The sequence below is a fragment of the Geobacillus sp. WSUCF1 genome, from assembly GCF_000422025.1.
Classification (GTDB): Bacteria; Bacillota; Bacilli; order Bacillales; family Anoxybacillaceae; genus Geobacillus; species Geobacillus zalihae.
Map to the genome: position 1 here is coordinate 1 of NZ_ATCO01000002.1, position 22601 is coordinate 22601.

The 22601-nt window shown below is 49.7% G+C and carries 24 protein-coding genes and 2 pseudogenes; 7 read left to right on the forward strand and 19 right to left on the reverse strand.

The annotated features are described in order from the left end of the window. The first annotated feature begins 186 nt into the window (after positions 1-186). The gene (gene ric / locus I656_RS14470) at positions 187-894 is read left to right on the forward strand and encodes an iron-sulfur cluster repair di-iron protein (protein ID WP_033004603.1); all 708 of its coding nucleotides are present in this window, start codon (positions 187-189) and stop codon (positions 892-894) included. 86 nt (positions 895-980) lie between these two features. Here the strand turns inward: ric and moaA are convergent, their stop codons facing one another. Together moaA and modB are read right to left on the reverse strand one after the other, a co-directional pair. Then, on the reverse strand, positions 981-2006 hold the full coding sequence (gene moaA, locus I656_RS14465) for a GTP 3',8-cyclase MoaA (protein WP_033004605.1): 1026 nt from the start codon (positions 2004-2006) through the stop codon (positions 981-983). A gap of 54 nt (positions 2007-2060) precedes the next feature. Next, on the reverse strand, positions 2061-2723 hold the full coding sequence (gene modB / locus I656_RS14460) for a molybdate ABC transporter permease subunit (protein WP_020753617.1): 663 nt from the start codon (positions 2721-2723) through the stop codon (positions 2061-2063). 222 nt (positions 2724-2945) lie between these two features. Between modB and I656_RS14455 the strand changes: the two genes are divergently transcribed. Continuing rightward, complete coding sequence (locus I656_RS14455) at positions 2946-3644, forward strand: Crp/Fnr family transcriptional regulator (protein WP_015374125.1); 699 nt, start codon at positions 2946-2948, stop codon at positions 3642-3644. A gap of 238 nt (positions 3645-3882) precedes the next feature. Here the strand turns inward: I656_RS14455 and I656_RS14450 are convergent, their stop codons facing one another. The 5 genes from I656_RS14450 to I656_RS14430 all read right to left on the reverse strand — a co-directional run bounded on the left by I656_RS14450 (position 3883) and on the right by I656_RS14430 (position 8958). After that, positions 3883-4068 carry a hypothetical protein gene (locus tag I656_RS14450; RefSeq protein ID WP_020753619.1) on the reverse strand — a complete coding sequence of 62 codons (186 nt, stop codon included), beginning with the start codon at positions 4066-4068 and terminating at the stop codon, positions 3883-3885. 243 nt (positions 4069-4311) lie between these two features. Next, complete coding sequence (locus I656_RS14445) at positions 4312-5487, reverse strand: nitrate/nitrite transporter (protein ID WP_033004612.1); 1176 nt, start codon at positions 5485-5487, stop codon at positions 4312-4314. A gap of 279 nt (positions 5488-5766) precedes the next feature. Further along, the gene (locus I656_RS14440; RefSeq protein WP_033004615.1) at positions 5767-6846 is read right to left on the reverse strand and encodes an ABC transporter permease; all 1080 of its coding nucleotides are present in this window, start codon (positions 6844-6846) and stop codon (positions 5767-5769) included. Further along, complete coding sequence (locus I656_RS14435; protein WP_033004616.1) at positions 6833-7789, reverse strand: ABC transporter ATP-binding protein; 957 nt, start codon at positions 7787-7789, stop codon at positions 6833-6835. Before I656_RS14435 ends, I656_RS14440 begins: the two co-directional genes overlap by 14 nt. Positions 7790-7791: 2 nt before the next feature. Continuing rightward, positions 7792-8958: an NEW3 domain-containing protein gene (locus I656_RS14430; protein ID WP_020753624.1), complete on the reverse strand. Its 1167-nt coding sequence runs from the start codon at positions 8956-8958 to the stop codon at positions 7792-7794. A gap of 134 nt (positions 8959-9092) precedes the next feature. On the opposite strand from I656_RS14430, the gene I656_RS14425 reads away from it, so the two are divergent. Next, complete coding sequence (locus I656_RS14425; RefSeq protein WP_033004618.1) at positions 9093-9674, forward strand: sigma-70 family RNA polymerase sigma factor; 582 nt, start codon at positions 9093-9095, stop codon at positions 9672-9674. After that, a complete protein-coding gene (locus I656_RS14420) occupies positions 9664-10413 on the forward strand; it encodes an anti-sigma factor (protein WP_174520666.1) in 750 nt (249 codons plus the stop codon). The genes I656_RS14425 and I656_RS14420 overlap by 11 nt, the downstream gene beginning before the upstream one ends. Positions 10414-10773: 360 nt before the next feature. Here I656_RS14420 and I656_RS14415 read toward each other — a convergent pair whose 3' ends face one another. The 10 genes and pseudogenes from I656_RS14415 to I656_RS14375 form a co-directional block, all read right to left on the reverse strand. Next, positions 10774-11892, reverse strand: a complete 1119-nt coding sequence (locus tag I656_RS14415; protein WP_033004621.1) for a TIGR04053 family radical SAM/SPASM domain-containing protein — start codon at positions 11890-11892, stop codon at positions 10774-10776. Positions 11893-12087: 195 nt separating this feature from the next. After that, on the reverse strand, positions 12088-12729 hold the full coding sequence (locus tag I656_RS14410) for an ABC transporter ATP-binding protein (protein WP_033004622.1): 642 nt from the start codon (positions 12727-12729) through the stop codon (positions 12088-12090). Positions 12730-12744: 15 nt separating this feature from the next. Next, positions 12745-14238 carry a hypothetical protein gene (locus I656_RS14405; protein ID WP_020753630.1) on the reverse strand — a complete coding sequence of 498 codons (1494 nt, stop codon included), beginning with the start codon at positions 14236-14238 and terminating at the stop codon, positions 12745-12747. After that, entirely contained in the window at positions 14231-15010 is a 780-nt protein-coding gene (locus I656_RS14400) for a hypothetical protein (protein WP_020753631.1), read from the reverse strand. The genes I656_RS14405 and I656_RS14400 overlap by 8 nt, the downstream gene beginning before the upstream one ends. An 81-nt stretch (positions 15011-15091) precedes the next feature. Further along, the gene (locus tag I656_RS14395) at positions 15092-15469 is read right to left on the reverse strand and encodes a hypothetical protein (protein ID WP_020753632.1); all 378 of its coding nucleotides are present in this window, start codon (positions 15467-15469) and stop codon (positions 15092-15094) included. 269 nt (positions 15470-15738) lie between these two features. After that, positions 15739-15934 (reverse strand): annotated as a pseudogene (locus I656_RS17550) (hypothetical protein); the annotation flags it as partial. Positions 15935-16044: 110 nt separating this feature from the next. Then, positions 16045-16332 carry a hypothetical protein gene (locus I656_RS14390; protein ID WP_235048580.1) on the reverse strand — a complete coding sequence of 96 codons (288 nt, stop codon included), beginning with the start codon at positions 16330-16332 and terminating at the stop codon, positions 16045-16047. A 101-nt stretch (positions 16333-16433) separates the two neighbouring features. Beyond that, the gene (locus tag I656_RS14385) at positions 16434-17084 is read right to left on the reverse strand and encodes an ABC transporter ATP-binding protein (protein ID WP_033004627.1); all 651 of its coding nucleotides are present in this window, start codon (positions 17082-17084) and stop codon (positions 16434-16436) included. Then, the gene (locus I656_RS14380; RefSeq protein ID WP_235048581.1) at positions 17081-19087 is read right to left on the reverse strand and encodes a hypothetical protein; all 2007 of its coding nucleotides are present in this window, start codon (positions 19085-19087) and stop codon (positions 17081-17083) included. Before I656_RS14380 ends, I656_RS14385 begins: the two co-directional genes overlap by 4 nt. Before the next feature lie 98 nt (positions 19088-19185). After that, positions 19186-19557, reverse strand: a complete 372-nt coding sequence (locus I656_RS14375) for a lactococcin 972 family bacteriocin (protein ID WP_020753638.1) — start codon at positions 19555-19557, stop codon at positions 19186-19188. A 348-nt stretch (positions 19558-19905) separates the two neighbouring features. Between I656_RS14375 and I656_RS14370 the strand changes: the two genes are divergently transcribed. Further along, on the forward strand, positions 19906-20508 hold the full coding sequence (locus I656_RS14370) for a response regulator transcription factor (RefSeq protein ID WP_081212626.1): 603 nt from the start codon (positions 19906-19908) through the stop codon (positions 20506-20508). Between the two features lie 109 nt (positions 20509-20617). On the opposite strand, the gene I656_RS14365 is transcribed toward I656_RS14370, so the two are convergent. Both I656_RS14365 and I656_RS14360 read right to left on the reverse strand, forming a co-directional pair. Continuing rightward, entirely contained in the window at positions 20618-21199 is a 582-nt protein-coding gene (locus I656_RS14365; RefSeq protein ID WP_020753641.1) for a molybdenum cofactor guanylyltransferase, read from the reverse strand. 105 nt (positions 21200-21304) lie between these two features. After that, positions 21305-21538: a DUF2249 domain-containing protein gene (locus I656_RS14360; RefSeq protein WP_011230264.1), complete on the reverse strand. Its 234-nt coding sequence runs from the start codon at positions 21536-21538 to the stop codon at positions 21305-21307. 129 nt (positions 21539-21667) lie between these two features. Between I656_RS14360 and I656_RS18535 the strand changes: the two genes are divergently transcribed. Continuing rightward, positions 21668-21835, forward strand: coding sequence for a hypothetical protein (locus I656_RS18535; RefSeq protein WP_011230263.1), 168 nt, complete (start codon positions 21668-21670; stop codon positions 21833-21835). Positions 21836-22275: 440 nt separating this feature from the next. Further along, positions 22276-22601, forward strand: a pseudogene (locus tag I656_RS14355) (hypothetical protein); the annotation flags it as partial.

A 22601-nucleotide genomic window follows, 5' to 3' on the forward strand; every position in this document is an offset into this window, starting at 1 on the left:
ACTTTTGGTGAAGAGCCAATTTATATCGTCCGTTTTATTGTACAGGAAAGAAGGGAGCCACTGTTGTGATGTTCATCACATTTCCTTGTTGTCTACTTTTTTCGTTTGTGTGAGATGTGTCACAACGTTGGCGTCCAAAACAAGGTATGCTGAAGCTGTAACGATTTGGTGATGGAGGGATCCGAAATGGAACAGCGGTTTACCGAACAATCGTTAATTGGCGATATTGTCACGGTCTTTCCGAAAGCAGCGGATTTGTTTAAAGCGCAGCGCATTGATTTTTGCTGCGGCGGGCAGCGCCCGTTAAAAGAGGCCATCGAAGAGCGCGGACTGGACGGCGAAGCGCTCCTTCACCAGCTGAACACCTTGTATAACGAAGCGCAAAACAAGCCAACCGGAAACTGGAGTGAAGCGCCGCTAGCCGACTTGATCGAGCATATCATCAACACGCACCACCGCTATTTGAACGAGGAACTGCCGCAACTCAGCCCGTATGTCACGAAAGTGTTGCGCGTGCACGGCATGCACCATCCGCATCTTTCCCGCGTGCATAAACTGTTTCATGAGTTAAAAACAGAACTCGAGCAGCATCTCATTAAAGAGGAAACGGGAGCGTTCCCGCTCATTTTGCAATTTGCCGACAACCCGTCGCCGGAAAACCGGGAGGCGGTCGAGCAGGCCGTTCGTGAACTCGTCCATGAGCATGACGCCGCTGGCGATCTCATCAAAGACATTCGCGACATCACCAACGACTTCACCCCGCCGGAAGACGCGTGCGGCACGTACCGGCTCGTCTACAACCGACTCGCGGCGCTCGAAGACGATTTGTTTACCCACATCCATTTGGAAAACAACATCCTCTTCCCGCGCGTGTTGGCGGCGGTGAAGGTTTAAAGGAAGAAAGACGCCGATTCGCACTTCCGAAAACATAAACCAAAAACGGGATCGCTTCTTCTACGGAAAGAGCGCTCCCGTTTTTTTCACCCTCCAATATACGACATTTCAATTTTCGGCCGTTGTTTCGCCGTCTCCGCCGTCCGTTCTTCCGAATAGCGGTCCGTCCGCCGGTTCCAGACGGCTGTAATGAGCTCCTTCAGCTCCTCTTTCCCTGCCCCGGCGCGCAGTTTGTCTTTCAACGACACGCCTTTCGAGGCAAATAAACACGTATACAGCTTTCCGTCTGCGGAAATGCGCGCTCGTGTGCAGCTTTGACAAAACGCTTCCGTCACCGAGGCGATAAAGCCGACTTCCACGTCCGTGCCGACGTAGCGGTAGCGGCTCGCCACCTCCCCGAAGTACTCGTGTTCGACCGGCTCGAGCGGATGCATCGCGTTGATTTGCTCGTACATCTCTTTTTTCGTCACGACATGGGAGTAATCCCAGCCGTTCGTCGTGCCGACATCCATGAATTCAATAAAGCGGAGCGGGATGCCCAAGTCTTTAAAATAAGCCGCCATCGGCACGATTTGTGAATCGTTCCATCCTTTTTTGACCACCATGTTCACTTTGACGCCAAGCCCCGCCTCGCGCGCTGCTTCAATGCCTTTCAACACCGGAGCGACGCCGACGCCGATGCCGTTCATTTTGCGGAAAATGTCATCATCAAGCGCATCCAAGCTGACGTTAACGCGCTTCAACCCAGCCGCTTTCAGCCGTTTCGCCCATTTCACCAAATGGATGCCGTTCGTCGTAAGGGCAACGTCCCGCAAGCCGGGAATCATGGACAGCCGCTCAATGAGCGCATCGAGGTCGCGCCGAAGCAGCGGCTCGCCGCCAGTCAGGCGGATTTTTTCAACGCCAAGCTCGACGAAACATTCCGCTAAAAGCGCCATTTCCTCAACCGTCAACAGCTGGTCTTCCGCCAAAAAGCGAAAATTCGGCCCGAACACTTCAGCGGGCATGCAGTAGACGCAGCGAAAATTGCATTGGTCGATGACCGACAGCCGCAAATCACGAAGCGGGCGGGCGAGGCGGTCGGTGATCTTCATCCGGTCGCGCTCTTCCATGGCGCTCCCTCCTTTCCCTTTCATGGGCCGCGTGATATTCCAACGGCCTTCTCCTTATCGCTGCCAACGGCCTAGTTTCGCCGCACAGGACAATAAACTAAATGACAATCCAATCGTGACCGCCACCCATGCCCACGCCAGCTCCATCCGCCCCGACTCCATCGCCATATAGACGGCAGTCGGAATCGTCTGCGTTTTTCCCGGGATGTTTCCGGCAAACATGAGCGTTGCGCCGAACTCCCCGAGGCTGCGGGCAAACGACAGCACCGCTCCGGAGAATAACGCGTGTTTGGCCAGCGGCAGCGAAATATGCCAAAACACTTGGCGCTCGTTCGCCCCGTCGATGCGCGCCGCTCCTTCAATGGCGGGGTCGACGGCCTCCAGCCCCGCTTTGGCCGCCTGATACATGAGCGGAAACGACACAACAACCGCCGCCATCACCGCCGCGCCGGGCGTAAACAATATCGTTGTGTGAAACCACCTTTCCACCAGCTGTCCGATTAGGCTATGACGCCCAAACAAGACAACGAGCAAAAACCCGACGACCGACGGCGGCAATACAAGCGGCAGCATAAACACCGTCTCCACCACTGTCTTGCCGCGAAACCGGCGGCGCGCCATCCACCTTGCTGCCGCTGTTCCAAGGATTGCGACGATCACGCCGGCAAGAAGCGATACGTTTATCGATAACCAAACCGGTGACCAAAACTCTTCCATCGACGAACCTCTCTCTGTTCCGTCTCCCTTTTACCATACGAAAACAAACAGTAGAATGCTGTGATGCTATGCTACTCACATTGTAACATAGAAAAAGGAAAAACCAATTTAGAAAAAATTGTGACGCCTCTCAGAGAAAGTCGCAACCGGTGATTTTTTTCACTCTCTCTCGCTGTGATGATTTTTACAATAGAAATAGCTGAATGAATGGAGGTGCTATCAATGGAAGCTGCAGTGAATGGATATTTTCCCCATTTACGTTCTTTGTTGCAATCGTCGAAAAAAGTGATTCCACTTCGCAAGCACTCCTTTTTGTTCCAAGAAGGGATGCCGGCCAATGAGCTGTACTTGATTCTTTCCGGCAAAGTGCAAGTGAGCAAAATTTGTCCGGACGGAAAAGAAATGTGCTTCCGCATTTGCGGAAGCGGGGAAATCGTTGGTGAATTGACGCTGTTTACGAACGATGCACGCTACTTGTTGACGGCCAAGGTAATAGAGCCAGGCGAAGCGGCAGTCATAAACAAAGAGGAACTGGAACAGCAGCTGCTGATCAATCCGCCCCTTACCCTTGAATATATGCGCTGGATCAGCAAGCATGCCCGGCGGACACAGACAAAGTTTCGCGATTTGATCATGAACGGCAAAAAAGGAGCGCTTTACTCGACGCTCATTCGCCTTTGCAACAGTTATGGCGTCCCGCTTGAGGACGGAAGCATTTTTATTGATGTCACATTGAAAAACCAAGATTTAGCCAACTTTTGCGGCACGACGCGCGAAAGCGTCAATCGGATGCTCAACGCCTTAAAACAGGAAGGGATTATCTCGATGAAGCGGGGGAAAATTACGGTTCATGATTTAAACTATTTGAAAGCGGAAATCCAATGTGAAGATTGCCCGGCGGATATTTGCTGCATTGAGTGAGCAAAACGCCAAGGACAACAAAACGGATCGAGCCGTCTCAGGACACTGATGAAAAAAGCGCCCGACCGGCCGTTGTTCTCGGCACGCCGGACGCTCTTTTTTTCTTGTCGGTTGTGATGCGAATCACTTCTGTTTCTTTTCACCGCCGTATAATGCGTTTTCCCTTTGTCAATTTCAATGTCAGTGATTTGCGCCGTCATTTCAATGCGGACGTCATGCGGACCGATCCGCTCCATTTTTAACGACACCGGCGCTTGGTTGACGCTTGGTGGGCGGCTAACACGTTTTCAGCAGACCGTTGCGCAGAGGCCGTTGTTCCATTTTTATGTTCCGCCTTTGCCTCTCCTCCTCCCCCGTTGCTGCATGCGGCCAAAAGCGAAGCGGCCAACGCGACGGACAATAACGAAGACATCCTTTGTTTCATCGTTCTCCCCCCTTAGATGATTTGATTTACACCTTTAACGTACGGCATTTTCACTTCTTCCCTGGTGATTTGTATCACCAACAGACAGCCATGTTTGAATGATTTGTGAAATAATGAGCAATATATTTTAATCATGTAACAATAGTGAAACGCATACTCACATTGAATAACAGAAAAACACGCCCAAATAAAAAAAGAGGCTAAAAGCGAACAAGCTTTCAGCCTCTCTATACGGTATTCCATTCAAGAAGCGAACCGCTTCGCCGGTTCGCCGGCTTTTTTGCCAAATACGAGCCGGTTCAGCAAGAAGCAAATAAGGGTAAACAAGCTAAGGAGCAGAAAACCGAGCACGTACGAACCTGTTGCATCTTTCATGATCCCCATGACAATCGGCGGAAAAAAGCCGCCAAGTCCGCCCCAGGCCCCGACAAGGCCGGTGACGGCGCCCGTTTCGGCTGGGAACAGCTGCGGCACGAGTTTGAACACCGCACCGTTGCCCAGCCCAGACATCACGGCCACAAACAAACAAGCCGCTGTCATCACCCAAATATTTTCCATTCCAAACGCGATCACCAACGCGCCGATTGTCATTCCAGCGTAGACGAACGTCAACACCCGTTCAGCGCCGATTTTATCGCCAAGATAGCCGCCGACTGGCCGCGCAAGCGTAGCGAGTACAGTAAACCCAGCCGCGCGCATCCCAGCATCCACCGGCGTCAACCCATACAAGTCAACGAGCAGCGACGGCAAGTAAATGCCAAAAGCGACAAACGCCCCGAACGTAACGAAGTAAAAGAGCGACAACGTCCACGTATGTTTATATTTCAATACCGACAGCGATTCACGCACCGTTTTTTGTTGTTTCGGTTTCGGCATATCCGGTGTGAAAAACCAAACGAGAACGAGCATGACGACAACCGGAATGATCATCCTCCAAAAAGCCCAAGGCACACCAAACGCTGCGGCAATCGATGGAACGGAAAACGCAGCAACCGCCGTGCCGAAGTTGCCCATCGCGTTAATCCCAAGCGCCGTCCCTTGCTTTTCCGGCGGAGTCAAGCGGGAAACGAACGTCACCGAAATGGCGAACGACGTTCCGGCCATGCCGATGAAAAACGCCCAAAACAGAAGCATCGCATACGAATCTGCAAACCCTGCGCCAACAAGCGGAATGACAAGAAACAAGAGCAGCAGCGAAAACAGTCTGCGCCCGCCGATCTGGTCCGTCCAAATGCCAAGCGGCAAACGCATGATCGAGCCAAGCAGCACCGGAATGGCGACCAAAATGCTTTTTTGCGTCGATGTCAGCCCGTACATTTGTTGAAACGTACTCGCAAGCGGCGAAAACACGGCCCACACAGCGAATGAAAACATCATGGCGAACGTCGTAATCGGCAGCAGCGCCTTTTGTTTATTCATGAAAAGCCCCTCCCAAACTTTCAAAATTTGTGACGTTGTTTGTACTTCCATCATACGCAGGAGAAGGAAACGGATTTGTGAGGTTGATCACATTCTTGCCTGTTGTCACCATTTTGCCACAAGCGTTGTCACGGTTTTGTCACATCCAAAAAAAGAAAAAGCCCGTCCCCAAAAGGAACGGACACGATTTGGCAGAACGTTTTTCACATACGAACGATAAGAAACGCTGTTGGGCGCACACATCTCTTCCGCCCCGTCTACGGCAAACAACTTGTTTTCTCACCCACTCGCCCGTATCTCCTGCCTCATAAACAACCAATACGCGATCGCAAAGCAGATGAGAGTGGCGGCAATGAGCGCGGTCGCCTGCGGCCAAATAAGCAGCAAACTTTGCGAGAATGGCAAGGGGGCCGCAACAGCGCCGGCCGTTTGCTCCACCGTGACGATCCCTAGCGTTCGGACGTCCGGCGAAAGCAAGGCGGTTGTTGATTCATTGAACAAGTAGCTCGGCGACAATCTCATGAGACCAAGCACCAACTCTTGACGGCCGACCGCCTGCTCGACGGACGTAATGGCGTCAGACTGCAAAAACGGTTTCGCAAACACTTCCACAATCATCGAGTAGAAGAGATTGAAAAACAGCCAAACGGCCATCGACGACAACGCGGATGTCGCCGCCTGGCGGAAGACAACAGAAAACAAAATGCCGAGATTCAGCCAAAAGGCGATATACACAAGACATAACAACAAAAAGCATATGATGCGGGCAAATTCCTCGAACGTGGGTGGAATGCCCAAGATCAAAATGCCCAATGCCGTCACAAGCAGACCGAGAGAGAAAAACAACACAGCGTTCAATAAAAGAGCCGCGACAAACTTGCCATTGATCACATAATCGCGCGGAATCGGCTGGGCCATGAGCCGGCTTAACGTCCCCCGGCTCCGCTCCGAATTGATGGCGTCAAATCCAAGAGCGATGCCGAGCAGCGGCCCGAGAAAGCTGACAAACGTCAGAAACGAAGGCAACGTTCCGTCCGAGACGGTGAATAATTTTAGAAACAAGTAGGCGCCTTTCGCGATTTCCTTGGCCTCTTCCGAGGAATCCAACGCGTCCCGGATCGTCGTCATCGCCGTATACAGCGAGCCGAAGCAAGTGAGCAAGATGAGGGCGATTAAAATGATCATGCGCCAACTCGTCAAATAATCGGCCAGTTCTTTTTTGACCATGGCCGAAAAGGCGCTGTTTGCCCCTCTTGCCCGTTTCTTCTCATCAAGCGCACCCGCCTTCAGCCGTTCGCTCCATCTTTTCACATATGAAAAAACATCGTTTGCCCATCGTCCTTCGTTACTCGCCCTCACGTACATCCCTCCCTTCAAAATAGCGGTGATAAATCTCATCAAGTCCAAAATCCCGCCGGCTGAGATGGAACAGCGAAGATCCGGCTTCGATGATCGTCTGGCTGATGGCGGCGCTCACATCCGTTTGGCAATACACATCCCATCCATTTTCCGTTTGCTCGACTTTGTTGACGCCCGGAATCGCCTCGATTTTGGACCGTAAGGAAGCGTCAAGCGGTGAAGCGACCACATGGATGACATAGGCATCCTGCAAAAACAGCTGTTGCGCCAGGCGCTCGATATTCCCTTCGGCCAACAACCGGCCGCCCACGAACAAGCCGACCCGGTCGCAAATTTGCTGCACATGGTGCAATTGGTGCGAGGACAATAGAACGGTGATGCCTTCATGGCGGCTCAAATTGCGGATCAGGCGAAGCAGCTCTCGCACTCCCTCAGGATCGATGCCCAACGTCGGCTCATCCAAAATGATCACTTCCGGGCGCTTCATCAACACATCGGCCAAGCCGAGCCGCTGCCTCATTCCCCGCGAGTATGTCCCCGCTTTCTTGCGGGCCGCATCAGTCAAATTCACCTTCTCGAGCAGCTCCCACGCCCGCTTTTCCGCCTCGGCGCGGGGAATGCCGTTTAACGCTGCCGTATACAACAAGTTCTCCAAGCCTGTCATGTGATGGTAAAAGCCGACATCATCCGGCAAGTACCCGACTTTCCGTTTCACCTCAATCGGGTTTCGCACCGGATCGATCCCGCATACCCTCACCGAACCGGACGTCGGTTCGGTGAGCCCGAGCATCATCAAAATCGTCGTCGTCTTTCCCGCCCCGTTCGGGCCAAGGAGGCCAAAAATTTCCCTTTTTTGAATCGAAAGCGACAAATGGTCAACCGCCCGATGGTCGCCATACGTTTTGCACAAGTTGTCAAGCTCGATGACGGCAGGTGCTGCCATGCTTACCTCCTCCCGTATGTTTTGATCAAATAGTACAGCCCTCCGGCCACCCCGAGAATGATCAACACCGCCACCACGCCCCAAACGGTCGACGTTTTGACCGAGACGCGAAACGCCGCCTCCGCCGACGTTTCCGCCGTTTGCGCCTGGAAGTTGACGACATAATCCCCAGCGATCGCTTCATCCGACGCTTTCACTTTCGCCTTGACTGTTTTGGAATCGCCCGGGTTCAGCTGGGCGATCGTGCTTTGATCGAATTCCACTTCCCAATCAGGCGGAGCGTCAGCCGTCATATTGATGTTCAAAAGCGGAGCGCTTCCGGTGTTTTTGACGACAAGATCGATCACCCGTTCATGCCCCGCCGTCACATCGGTGCTTAAGTTTCCTGACGGCGTCGTCAGTTTGAGCGCATACGTGCCCGTAATGACCGCTTCTAACGTCAGCTCAGCCGACGTATCGCTCGTTTGCGCTTTGATCGGGATTTTGTACGTGCCCGCTTTCACATTTTCCGGCGGTTTGATCTCTACGGTAATGTCTCTTGATTCATTCGGCTCGAGTTTCACCGACGTAACGGAATTGCCTTCCGATTTGAACGTGACTTGCCAACCTTTTTCCGCCGCCGAACTTAACGCGTAATTTTGCGTCTTGGCGGTTCGGTTTTTCAGCGTGACATCATACGTGAAGCTCGAATCCGCGTGCCCCTCGAGGTTCGTTTGTTCCGACGTCAGTTCCGTTTTAAACGATCCTTGTTCCGTCACGCGGACAAGCAGCGGCAATTTCGATGAACCACTCTCCCCTTTCGCGACGAGCCAAAAGCGGTAATCCCCTTTGTCGGCATCCAGCGGCACGGTCACTTCCAACGTGACCTGTTCTTCTTTTCCGCCTCGGACGGACAGCTGCTCAATCGTTCTCCCCTCAGCGGTAATCGAAGTCGACCATCCTTTCGGCAGGTGGTCAAACGAGAAGGTGACGTTTTCAATGTTGGAACCGTTGTTGATGACATTGACCGTATAGTCGATTGTTTCCCCCGGCGTCACGGAAAGCCCGGTGTATGGCGTGAAGAGAACAACACCGCTTGCCGCCGCTGCCGGGCGGATCGGAAGAAGAAGCGAAAAGAGCGTCAAGATCATGGCGAACATCATGATGACCCTGCTTCGCACGACGTTCACTCCCTCCTTCTGTTTTCACTTCGTATACGCCAGAAATGGATCAATGGATTTGTTTTGCAGGAGAAAAATGAAATTGTAGAATAGATGCAGTAGGGGCAACAATTCCATCAAGCATGTGTCGGGAGGTGGGCAAGATGGAAGATCGACGGGAAGACATGGAACTGCTCGAGAAGATCGCCGAAGGCTCGCGCGCCGCCTTTGACCGTTTTTACGAAAAATACGCTCCGATGGTCTATCATATCGCTCTTCGAATCGTCGGCAACGAGGTGGAGGCGGAAGATGTCAGCCACGATGTGTTTCTCGAAATCTTGCAAAAACCGCACCAATTTGATCCGAAGCGGGGAAGCGTTCAAGCCTTTCTTGCCGTGAAAACGAAAAGCCGGTCGCTCGACCGCCTGCGCAAGAAACGGGATTTGCTAGTGAGCCGCCTTGAGGAAGCGGCTTTAAAAGAAAAGGGGGCGGAATTCTACTTTCTCCGCCAACTGGAACAACTAGTCATCCTCGATGCGTTAGCCCATCTCCCCGAGGAGCAGCGGCAAGCGATCATTCACTTTTACTTTCACGGGGAAACCCAGCGGGAAATCGCCGCCGCGATGAACAAACCGTTAGGCTCCGTCAAGTCGCTCATCCGCTACGGCTTGCGCAATTTGCGGAAACAAAAAGAGTTGTTCCACTGGATGGAAGCTGGCCGAGGTGAAGAACAGCATGAAGCATAGCCATATTTCGGAAGCAAAAATCGTGGACTGGCTGTTAGGGATGCTGCCAGAACAAGAAAAAGAAGACGTGTCCAACCATCTTAAGTACTGCCTTGAATGCCAACGCCTGCTTGAAGCGTGGAAAGACATGGGGCTTAAAGAGGCAGCCCAATATGAAGCACCGCCCCTTTCTCACAAAGAGCGAATTTGGGCACAAGCGGAAGCGCAAAGACAAACAGCGCGCGCGCAGCGAAAGGTCCGCATCGCTTCGGGATGGATCGGCGCCGCTTTGGCCGTCTTCCTTTTCGCCTTGTGCCTTTCCGCTTCGAACGACGGGCCGACCGCTTCCCATGGCGGATCGGATGAGCCATATCGATACCAGATTGTCAAACAACATACCGACATTCCAATTGAGCGAATCATCCGTAATCCCAAAACGAAACAAATTCCGATTGAACCATCGGCGCTTTTTCAACAGATGGACGGCACGATTTGGCTCAATAACGATACGAAGGAAATGCTGATGGAAATTGAAGGGTTGCCGCCGTTTGCGACTCGCGATTATCAATTGTGGATCATTTACACCAACAACGAGGTCAAAGGGGAGCTGTTGACGATCCGCCACGGAGCGGCGCGCATTTTGATCACCGGCGAGGATGTCAAACAGTTCAAGCAAATTAAAGCGAGCCTCGAACCAAAGGGAGGAAGCGCGGCGCCGACCGGGCCGGAGACATTTATTGTCGATTTGGACCACGAATGATATTTCAACATTGAACGCTCTCCCACCTACGCTTGAGCTTTGAGGTGGGAGATTCTTGGGAACACCCGCCCCACAGCAGGCTGTCCACCAAGCCATCCCCGTGCGTCCCACGTTTCTTTACCCCTTCTGTTCTGTGGAAGCAAGAGGAAGAGTGACGGCAAATCCCGATTCATCCCCCACTTACGCTCACGCGTGGAAGTGGGGGATCTTCTCGGTTCAGGATGATAAAAACGGGGAAGGGCGCCTGCTCCTTCCCCGTATGTTTTGGACACATCACCAACGTCCGCCGCATGCGCCCGGGCAACCGTCTCACGAACGCCGCAGCGCCGTCATTTTAAGCGGCCGTTTTTCACCGCTCTCTTACCGTTGGCTTCGCTCTTTTGTCCGCAGCGCCTTTGGAATGTAAACACAATACGGCTCGCTTTCCAAATAGTCTCCCGTCACCGCGTACGCCCGCGAGCGTGAGCCGCCGCACACATATCGGAACTCGCAGACGCCGCATTTTCCTTTGTATTTGTCCGGATTGCGCAAGTCTTGGAAAATCGGCGAGTGTCGGTAAATGTCCGCCAGCGGCGTTTCCCGGACGTTCCCTGCCTTCACCGGCAGCAGCCCGCTTGGGTAGACATCGCCGATATGGGAGATAAAAACAAAGCCGTTGCCGTCGTTTACTCCTTTCGGCGCGCGGCCGAGCCCGTCGACTTGTCCGGTTAAGCCTTTGTTCAACACGTCTTCGTAACGGATGCCGCCTTTTGCCGCTTTTCCTTCACGCATTTTCGCCTGCAGCACGACGCGGCGGTAATGCTGACCCGCCGTTGTTTTGATGTCAAACGGGACGCGCTTGCTCGTCTCATACAGCCAGCGGAACACCCGCTCATGCTCGATGGGGGAAATCATATCCTCCTCTTTTCCCCTGCCTGTCGGCACAAGGAAAAAGACGCTCCAAAGGACGCATTTCAGCTTCTCCACCAACGCCGCCATCTCGTCAAGCACATGAACGTTGTATCGCGAAATGACGGTGTTGATTTGCACGGGAATGTCGAGCTCATGCAAGTAGTGAATCGCACGGATCGTCAAATCAAACGAGCCGCTCACGCCGCGGAAATGGTCGTGAATCTCGGCGTTTGGCCCGTCAAGGCTAAACGCCCAGCGCGACAGGCCGACCTCTTTTGCTTTGCGGATCGCCTCTTTCGTCACGTTCGGCGTCGCGCTCGGCGTCATGGACACGCGCAATCCTTTATCGATCGCATATTTCGCTAAATCGTACACATCCGGGCGCATGAGCGGATCGCCGCCCGTAAAGACGAGCATCGGCTGATCCATCTCGTAAATCTCATCGATCAGTTTTTTCCCTTCCTCAAACGTCAACTCGCGCGGATCGCGATGGTATTGCGCTTCGGCGCGGCAATGAAGGCACTTGAGTTGACAAGCTCTCGTCAATTCCCAAATCACAATAAACGGATTTTCATTAAAATCGCGCATTGCGGCCCCCTCCTTGGCCTCCATTGTACCGCAACATTCAGGCGCGTTATGTGATATGGATCACATTTAGACCTCAACGCTAATTCCATCTTATCTTTCGATTAGCTCAACTGAAACTCCGAAACTGTGGTCAGCCAAAATGGAGGAGACCTTTATTTCAATTTATATATGAATGTGAGCTTATAACATCGCGTTCTACTTTTTTACTTTTTCAAGTCTGAAACGATTGATTCTGTACACTTCATCACAAAGAACATCAATATCCTCTTGATTATGGCTAGTGAGCAAAATCGTCCTCCCTTCTTCCTTGAATTTCCGAAGCAAGTTTCGGATATTTTCAACGCTGTCAGCATCTAAAGCATTGAATGGTTCATCTAAAATAAGCGTTTGTTGATCCTCCATAATGGCTTGAGCAATAGCAAGCTTTTGTTTCATTCCAAGTGAGTAATGTTTGACCTTTTGCGTCGATTCTGGATCTAAACCGACCAACCTCATCGTTTGCTTTATTTTGTCATCACTGATTTTGTTTCGAATGAGAGCCAATGCTTTTAGATTATCAAACCCTGTCTTTCCCGCTATATATCCAGGCCGATCAATGATAATTCCAAAATCACTGGGAAATCGTTTATTGACCCCCAACTCTTCCCCGTCCACGATCACCCTACCGTGATTAGGGAATAGAAATCCACATATGAGTTTGAATAAGACAGACTTTCCTGAACCGTTAGGACCAATAATTCCATAAATTTTCCCCTTTTCCACTGCAAAATTCACGTTTTCAAAAATCGTTGCTCCTTTAAATGATTTACTGACTTGATCTAACAGGATATGCGGCAACTTACTCACTCCTTTTTAGAAATCGAGATCTTGTTTGGAAAAGACATACAGCAAGAAAACAATGGCGAAAACATTCCATAAGAATAGAACGGTGCTGATGCGGTAAATCGAATCATTTGTCAATAAATACGCCATGCTATTCAATCCAGATGGAATAATCCCCCAGTTATTAAAACCCGGGAACATAAAAAATGAAAGTATAGCGATCCCTACGAAACTATAAAATGTTTCTTTGCTCAGCCAAGAGATCAGAAACACAAATAGGACATAAAACGAAACTTGAAGGTAGCCGTTGACCAAAAAATGATAAAACATATCAAGCAATGTAACTGAACGGTCAATAGAAACATGGAAATCAAAAGAAAAACGTTTCAACGACAAAATGAACAAAGCGAGCAATGCTAAAGCGAATAAATATAATCCAATGTATAGCATGATCTTATGATACCACGCCCAAAACCATCGGCTGATCGACTGATAACGTACTAACTTGTAATACCCCATTTCCGACAATTCCGTCTGCAAATGCAATTGGACCAAATAGATGACCCCAAAATAAAGAACCCAATAACATAAAAACGACTTGAAATAAAACGCTTGTTTGGAACCGCCTATAAACATGAAAAGAAACTGGTCCCAAACAGTTTGTCCCACGTTCTCTCGCATTCCAGACCATAATGCTAGAACAACCAAGACAATAAAAGCGGTATATTTCCAATTGTACCCTTTCACATTCAAATCCAGTCGATTGACAATCCATATGAGCAGGATCATCCATCCTATAACCACCGAAAACGATCCCCATATATTGCTGAACTGAGCAACCCCCGAATGCAAAATCAAGTAATGGCACAAATTAAACAGGGAATGAGGAGAAAGAAGTTTAAATGACACTACGCCATACACCCATATGAACACCGCAACAAACACGACAATGTCCTTGTTTTTCCACTTTACATAAAGGATGGCCAAAACAAGGTGAATACAGCTGACACTGAAAACAAGCAAAGCTAAATGCAACACCAACGCTAAAATGGGACTGTTTATAAATTTTTGCAATATTTGCGTTTCGCTTAGAGAAGCATTCAGCCTACTAAACGGACTCCAGCCAGCAAAAGAAGGGGCGCCGATTGACAAAACGAGGCTCACTGCTCCCCAAACGATTATCGATATGCTGGCACTTTGCATCAATCGAACTAGTGTCGCATACACCCAACTTCGATAAGAACCCAACCGTATCAAAACTGCATAATCAAAATCAGACATCATAATTGAAATAGAACGGTATAGAAAGACCGGCAAGATAAAATATAAGATAAGGTAAATATCACCAAAAAACTTATGCAACAAATCCCATTTATTCAACAATAATTTTGTTTGCAACGAAGCAACATACATATGCTCTTTAGCACTTAATCCATATATGTAAATCACTACTCCGAAGAGAATCCATTTGAATGCCAATAGTTCATCCACAAAATCCTTCCATTTGTTTACTACCCTAGTCATGGTGCTTATGCAACCTTTCCTTTAAATAGAACATCAATACCATCACCACAAAACATAAGAAGAGGAATGGCACGAATACTGTCCATAAAGGTTGTTGCGATATACTGAAAGGAAAAATCGTAAAGGTAGGGGAAAATTGGTCATACCCCAAAACTTGAGTAATAAAGTTTCCCAACAAGTAATAAACAAATGGAATGGAAAGCGCTATAAAAGGCTTCTCCAAAATCATGACGAGCAATAATCCCATTGTCGCATACATCATTCCATTCAGCCCTACCCATAGTGAGTAAAGAACTCCATATGGCAGCGTGCCAAGGACAAGCAACTGCTCAAACGTTGTATAAGGGATAGGATTCCCATTAGTTGGATAGAAACGAACAATTCCTAAATAAGGTTCAATATACATAGAAAATATAAAAGGGACGAATACGATCAAAAAGGCAATCAAAAAAGATAGAATCGCATTGACGATCAATTTGCTCAAGAAGTAAGTCGTCAAAGGGATGCGGATACGTACATATGGGATAAAATGGTTTTTTTGTTCACTTGGGAAGGAAATCGAATACACAAGAACCATGATAATGGGAAACAACAGCGGCACAAAATTCGAATTCAAGCGGAGAAAAAGATCCAATTGCCTATAGTAAACGTAGCCATCCTTGATTAGCATAAATTGGATGACAGGCAGAACCAACACCAATGCAGCCCAAACAATGCACTGACGCCACGTAAAGACTCTCACAAATTCCACTTTCACTTGATGCCCCAACATGCTTTACACCCTTTCCCAAGCTTGTTTTCATGTTCAAAGAGAATGGACCATCCAAACGGTTTGGTCCATTCTCATGATAAATCAATTGCTTCTCCACTCCCCTTTTACCCTGACATCTACTAATTGAGTAAGATCCGAGCTAAACTCCACTCTCGCATCCTTGCCTGCTTTGATCGAATTAGGCAGTTTGAATGGTCCCCCAACCGTTTCGATACGGACCCAAGGTCCAGTTCCTCCGCTATAAGAATACACTCTTGCATCCAGTGCTTTCCCCAGTATCGATACTTTCAAATCTGCTGACGCGCCGGTAGTCGACTTCGTTTGCTGAGGAGTAAACGCATTATCATTGAATCTTGGAACAATCACGTCATAATCATCATACGTCGTTCCCGCCTGAGCTACTCCTCCTGCGGCCAGAAGCCCTGCTGCTAAAGCAAGCACGGCAAATTTCTTCTTCATTGAGCATCATCCTCCTCATTATTTCAGAGATCACCGGCCGGCTTCACCCTTACTGTACCAAAATAACATTAAAAAAACATCCGTATTTTCCGCAAATTTCATGGCGGAAAATACCTATTTTTGAAATTTCGTTTACAGAGATTGATCGATATTGTAAAATTTTAACGAATGAAGTTGAGAGAAATGGCCTCATGGATCAAAACAGCACATCACTTATCCCCTGTAAAACTCCATGTTTCACCGCAACGTGTGTTCCAACCAAATCAGTGTTCGACATCCAGCAGCACCAGGATATCCGTTTGGCGGCGGAATTCATCGACAAGCGACGGGTGGCTGAACGATATACAATTCATCGGCGACCGGATCAAGCGCCGCGACCGACCAAGTGAAAAACGGAGCTCCTTCGTATAGCGCAAACGCCTTTGGCCGCCAGATAAAAGACACAAAGTAATTAAAAACGTTCACAAATGAAAAAGGGGCTGATCCAAAACTCTCTCGTGTTCTGGGTCAGCCCTATTGCCATGAAAAAGCAGCTCAACCACGTCCTTTTTCAAACTTGAGAAATGAGCACCTTCTCATCTTTTGATCAGTTCAACCGGAACCCCGAAACTGTGATTGGTCAAAATGGAAGAAACAGCATCCCGTTCCTTTTTTGTATGATAAACAATGTGAATAAGCGCTTCATCCGCTTGATCTCCGCACGGTGCCCCCACTCTCACGCTGACGCCCTCTCCGATGTTCTCTAAGCGAGCGACAAGATCCCGGTGCTGACTCAATGCACGTTTCACTTCGGATTGGCTCGGCAGCTTTCCGCATTCAGGTCGAGAGAATTCTTGTTTGCCCGGAAACGGGATAAGCGACAACCCTATCCCTCCTCCTGCCACCAAAAGCCCTCCGCCCAACACTACGGCAATGCCAATGGCCCACCATCTTTTTTTTCGTCATCTTGATTTGCCCTCCCTCCTTAACCATGACGAATCCCTTTTAGCGCGTGCATGGCATGAGCAGCTTGCATCATTTTCTCATCATGAGTGGCGACGATAACCGTTCTTCCTTGCTTCGCCAATAATTGAAGCAGCTCGATGACGCGATCACCGTTGGCCTCATCAAGAGAGGCCGTCGGCTCATCAGCAAAAATGACTTGTGCATCTTTATAGAGAGCGCGGGCAATGGCCAAACGTCGCTTTTCACCTCCGCTTAGCCGAGCGGCCAATTCTCGTTCTCTTCCATCCAATCCCGTTTCCGATAACACTTTGCGCACCTTCTCCTTGTCGCCAACGACTTTCGAACGAAACAAACTCGAAGCCATTGTGACATTAAACGCAACCGATTCTTCCTCAATGATTCCGTAATCTTGGAGAACGAATGCCGCATGGTGTTTCCAAAACAGACGGCGTTGCTTCGCTCCCCAATTGGTTGTGTCGACACCATCCATCAATACCCGTCCGCTTGTCGGCCGCAAAAGCAAGCCAAGCACATGGAGAAGCGTCGTTTTGCCCGCTCCGCTTGGACCGACAAGCGCCGTCAAAGCTCCAGGGGAGCATACGACACTTTCGTTCTCCATAATCGTTCGCTCATTAATCATCATCGTCACTTGATCGGCCTCAATTCTCATGGAGCCTTCCTCCTTCTTTCTACAACTGGCGCAGGGAGTTTTTCGCAAACACCCAAGCTGCCGCGCCAATATGTATGAACGGCAAAGCAAGCAGTACAAGCGCCCCTGTTAAACCGACTGGCAACCAGCTGTTTGTTCCTTGAAATAGCATGATCACCATGACCATGATCCCCCCCTAAAAACCACTCTTTCACGATTCGCCCGCGCAACACCGCCCACCAAGATGCCCCAGCAAGGCGAAGAGGAAAATCGCGTTTTGCTTTTAACACAGCCATAATAAACGCACTAATGGCGGAGGCAATAGCCAAGGCCGCTAAAAGACCAACAATCGATCCAATTCTAAGCCACACGAAATAGGCATAAAGCTGCGCGCGCAAAATTCCTTCCTCCGCCATATAGTTGACGCGGATCCGGTTCTGAAGGCCGCGTTCAGATACGAGTTTCTGTGTTTCCTCTAGTCCGACAAAACTCAACTCCGACGAAGAAGCGACAGAGATCAAAAAGTTGTCATTGAATAATGAATGGACATGAGGGGCAACCAACAATAACACCTCCTTCGGCCGGGCAAACTCAAGCTGTCCGCCAAAGCGGACAAATGGAAAAGGGGACGATCCGGTCAAACGACACATCTTGACCTCATGCCATATGGCTTGAGCCTGTTGCTGGTTTCTTACATATAACGGGATGGAGAGTTCGACAAATTGTCTCACGTCCTTTGGAATCTGTTCCAGCGCAAGAGGAACCAAAGATAGCCCTTTGTTCTTTTTGCGAACGATATCCAACCATCGCTCATTCACGATAACCATGTAACGATACGGCGCAATGGTCATGCCATCGATGGCGAAATCGTCTTCCGTCCACGCTTTCGATAACACTACGCGATCGTCGGCCTCCGCTTGTCGAACCATGTCCCCCACCGATGGTTGCAACATCTGAAACAACTGCTCGATTTCCGCTCCCCCCGCTCTTCCTGGACGGGACGGGAACACCAACACCGCTTGATCAGCCAACGACTTCCACATGATTTGTTCCTGTGCTGTTTTTCTAGCATTCGTATAAGCTGAAACCGCCGGTGAGACAGCGGAAAGGACGAAAGCAAATACAGCGAGTTTCAATACAGCCGAACTTCTGGCCAAACGCTTGACAGCAGGTTCGCGCATCGCCAACATCTCTGGATTCGGCCATGAGGCAACAGAAAAAATCAACGCGCAAGCCATTGTCAAAGAGATCACCATCGCCTCAGCCAAAAGCAACACTTTACTATAGTAAGGCACGAATCCCCATCCATAGACAAAGCCGACATAAAGAGCGGCCAAGACGTCCAATATAGCGGCGGCCAAAACCATAGCCAGCAAAAAGTGGCTGAAATCCTCGCATTGGATGCGCGACGTCGGAACTCCCGCCAACACACGCAACGCGCGCCCTTTCGCTTTGACCGCCAGCCAGTATAAAGCTAATGACACCATCAGCGCCGAAACAGCCAACAGCGCCACACCAAAATCGCTTTGCACGATCAAAAATTGGAGAATGGTCAACAGAGTCTCTTCGTTCCACTTCTGATCGACCCGATGCGACGCCAGCCAATGTTTCAACTCGTCTATATGATCGGTTTTCCCTGTCACCAAATAATCGCCATTGGCAAACGAATGGGCCAACGCGCGGCGATCGCGGATCTCCGCATCTGGCTCATGGCCAAAGCGCTGAATTCTCTTTGGAAAATCCCCTTTCTCCCCCACTTGAACAAAGATCTGTCCCGACTGATCCCCCCGTAAATCTGGCGCGATTTTCATCAATCCTAGTTCCCATCGATCGCTCATCGCCCCCAACTGTTGAAACACATCTTCCTGACGCAAATCAGACTGGCTAAAATCCAATGTCACTTTCGCTTTCACATCCAGCTGTTCCGGAAAAAAGCGGTCATGGACATCCGAAACAACAATCGCTACGAAAGCTAAGAGAAGAAACTGCACAGCGGAAACAGCGACCACGATTTTTTTATGCATGAGCCTCATTCCTTCCCTAATCCATCATCCCCCGGAAGAGAAAGATCCCATCCCGCTCGGGAAGGGGTGAAAGAAAAGCTTCCAGTCAAACAGATTCATTATTTGCAAATTCTATAGTAATAGGCGTCATCAGACCATGGGAAATTTAGAGCCCCTTTCTCAGCAGCAGAGGTCAATCCTGCAGGGGTATCGACACTTCTTAACATCTCACCATTGTATACAACTGTTGAACCGTGGCACGAAGTTGGATGATAGTAATAGGAGCGAACCATAGCATTCCAGAAGCCATATGTCCATTTTCCTCCCTCACTTGGATATTGGACGGTAGGACCTGGATGCAGCCACGCTCCAGCTTGATTTGGGTTTGCCAAGCCAAAAGCGATGATGGAAAGCACCAACACACCAGCCAATGCCATGACCTTTCGCAACAATACATGGACGGTTTTAGGCGAAGCAAGAATCCCAAACATCAGTAATCCCCCTTTTTATACTTCATGCTTTGATCCAAAATACATCACCAATGATTGAGAACACAGGAATTAGCCGGCCGGCTTCACCCTTACTGTACCAAAATAAAATCGAAAAAACATCCGTATTTTCCGCAAATTTCATTGCGGAAAATACCTATTTTTTGAAGTTTCGTTTACAGAGATTGATCTATATTGTAAAATTTTAACGAATGGAGTTGAGAGAAATGGCCTTATGGATCAAAACAGCACATCACTCATCCCATGTAAAACTCCATGTTTCACCGCAACGTGTGTTCCAACCAAATGCGTCGCTACTCGCTGCGTTTTACGGGGGAGGGGGAAGAGACAATGGTGAAAATCAACATTTTGATCATAGGGGATCATGGCCTTGTCATGGATAGCATCCGTCAGCTTTTGGAACGCGAGCCCGCCTTGGAAGTAGTGGGAGCCGTCTTCTCTCCAGCCGAACTAGAGAAGGAGATCGCTCACTTCCAGCCTGATATCATTGTCATCGATGCTCCGAACCAAAGGCAGAACAACCTCATTTGGACAAAGAACATCTCATCACGATTCCCTGCAAGCAAAGTGGTCATGTTATCGGGGGATGCCAGCGCAGAATATGTACATGCCGTCCATGAGGCAGGCGCCTATGCTTTTGTATCCAAATGCGATTCTGCCGAAACCCTGATTCACGCCATTCGGGAAAGCTATCGCGGGGTGAAATCGTTTCCGGCCGATCTTGCTTTCTATGATGGTTCGCCCTTGACCGACATGGAATTGGCCGTTCTCGATCTCATTGCTAGAGACAAAACAAACAGCGAAATCGGCGAACAACTGAACATCAGTAAACGAACCGTGGAACACCACGTGTCTTCCATTTTGCGAAAACTTCACGTCAAATCGCGGGCGGGAGCAGTCGGAAAAGCGTTTAGGCTCGGATTGCTTGAGTAACCCTGTTTAGTGGTGGGCGATTCAGGCAGCTGAACCATTCCATGGTCAAGGATGGCTCTTCTGATTGAAAAAAGTGTATGCTGTGTCTGCTTCTGCCACAATTCCCCCTTCACCGGTACTCTTCCTCCGTATTGACATTGCGCCATACGGTTTCATCCGCGGCAAGCTGTTGGGCGTCAACATAGCGGACGCGGGCGCGGTCAAGGAGCGCCGCCATCCTCCGTTCGCCGTCATCAAGCAGTTCAGCAATCACGAGGCTGATCCGCCGGTGGTATAAGGCGACCAATGGCTCGGGGCGGCCGCCATGGAGCGGGACGATGGCATCAACCATCGGATCGATATGAGAAGCAAGCCGCTCTGTCACTTCCCTCCGCATGTACGGCATGTCGCACGGCAAGACGAATACCCAGTCGGCTCGGCTCTGTTCCATGACGGTGTAAAGGCCGGCCAGCGGCCCAGAACCACGGTAACGCTCCACATCAAGCAGCACCGGGATGTCCGTTTGCCGGCGGAATTCATCGACAAGCGACGGGTGGCTGACGATGTACAATTCATCCGCGATCGGATCGAGCGCCGCGACCGACCAAGTGAAAAACGGAGCTCCTTCGTGCAGCGCAAACGCCTTCGGCCGCCCGAACCGGCGCGACTGGCCGCCGGCGAGCACCGCTCCAGCAATCGTTTGTTTCATCATGCTTCCCCTTTCCGGACATCCATCGTTTGTTTTTACCGTACCATACCAACCGGCGAAAAAAAAAGATTTCCGCCTGCAGACGGAAATCCCAATGGAGCGGATGATTTATTTTTTGCCGATGGCGACCCGCCAGACGTCCGGCCCTTCCTCTAAGTACTCCCATGTAAACTGATCCGGACGCTCCATCATAAATTGGTATTGCAACGGACGCGGATCATGGTCATTGACAAGCTCCATTACTTCCCCCGGCTTCAAATTGTCAAACAGCCGAAAAATTGCCGGATGGCGATCCCGCGGCGGATAGTCCGGGGCGTGGATTTTGGCAGCAAATTGGTTCATAACATTGGCCTCCTTTGTAGTATAATGAATTATATACTTTATCATAACCGCTTGAGCCTTGGGCGGTAGTGACGAGCGTCACAGCCCGAAGGTGAACATGTTCAATCCCCATGAAAGGAGAAATGGCGGTTGGAAGAGCTTGTTGGCTTTTGCGCGCAATGCGGCAAGCCGATCCATTGTCTGCATGGTTTTTTAAACGGCGTCGTCAGCCGAGAAACAGAGACGTTGTACTGCTTTCCATGCCATGACAAGCAAAAGGAAACCGAACACACCACGCCGGACAAATGCCACAAGTGATTGAAAACGTTCACAAACGAAAGGGGGCTGACCCAAAAATCCGCTAAAAAGCGGACTTTTGGAGTCAGCTCTTTCTTTATGAAATCGTGTATTGATCATGAACGATTCCGACTAAATCCCATGTTTCACCTTAATAAAGGAAGTTCGATTTTCGTCAAAACAATGCCGCTGCCGGGATTAACATGACCGTACGGGCTAAAACGCACTCCTTTTCCTGGACGGATGCAAAGCGACAATGACCCAAAACGTTATGTTCAAATTTCTGTGAATCATTTATAATATGAATGGGGAACGATGATCCTCATTTGTTCTGCGCTACAATCCCATCCCTTTCCTCAACCACTTACTCTACACGCTCGTTTCCCCAGTTCTCAAAAGAAAGGAGCGATTCATCACCACCCGCTTTCCCATGGCTACTGTATAAGAAGGGAGGATTTTCCTTGGAAGCGATATTGAAACAAATTTTGGACAAGCTCCAAATTATCGAACAGGAAGTAAGCGACGTCAAAACAAACATGGCAACGAAACAAGAACTCGAAGAAGTGAAGCAAAACTTCACAACAGAGCTTGAGGATATTAAAGCCAACATGGCAACGAAACGAGAACTTGAAGAAGTGAGGAATCGTTTCACAAAAGAGTTCGAAGATATTAGAACCAACATGGCCACTAAACAAGAACTCGAAGAAGTGAAGCATAGTTTCACAAAAGAGATCGAAGACATCAAAGCCAACATGGCTACCAAGCAGGAGCTTGAAGACATCAAAGC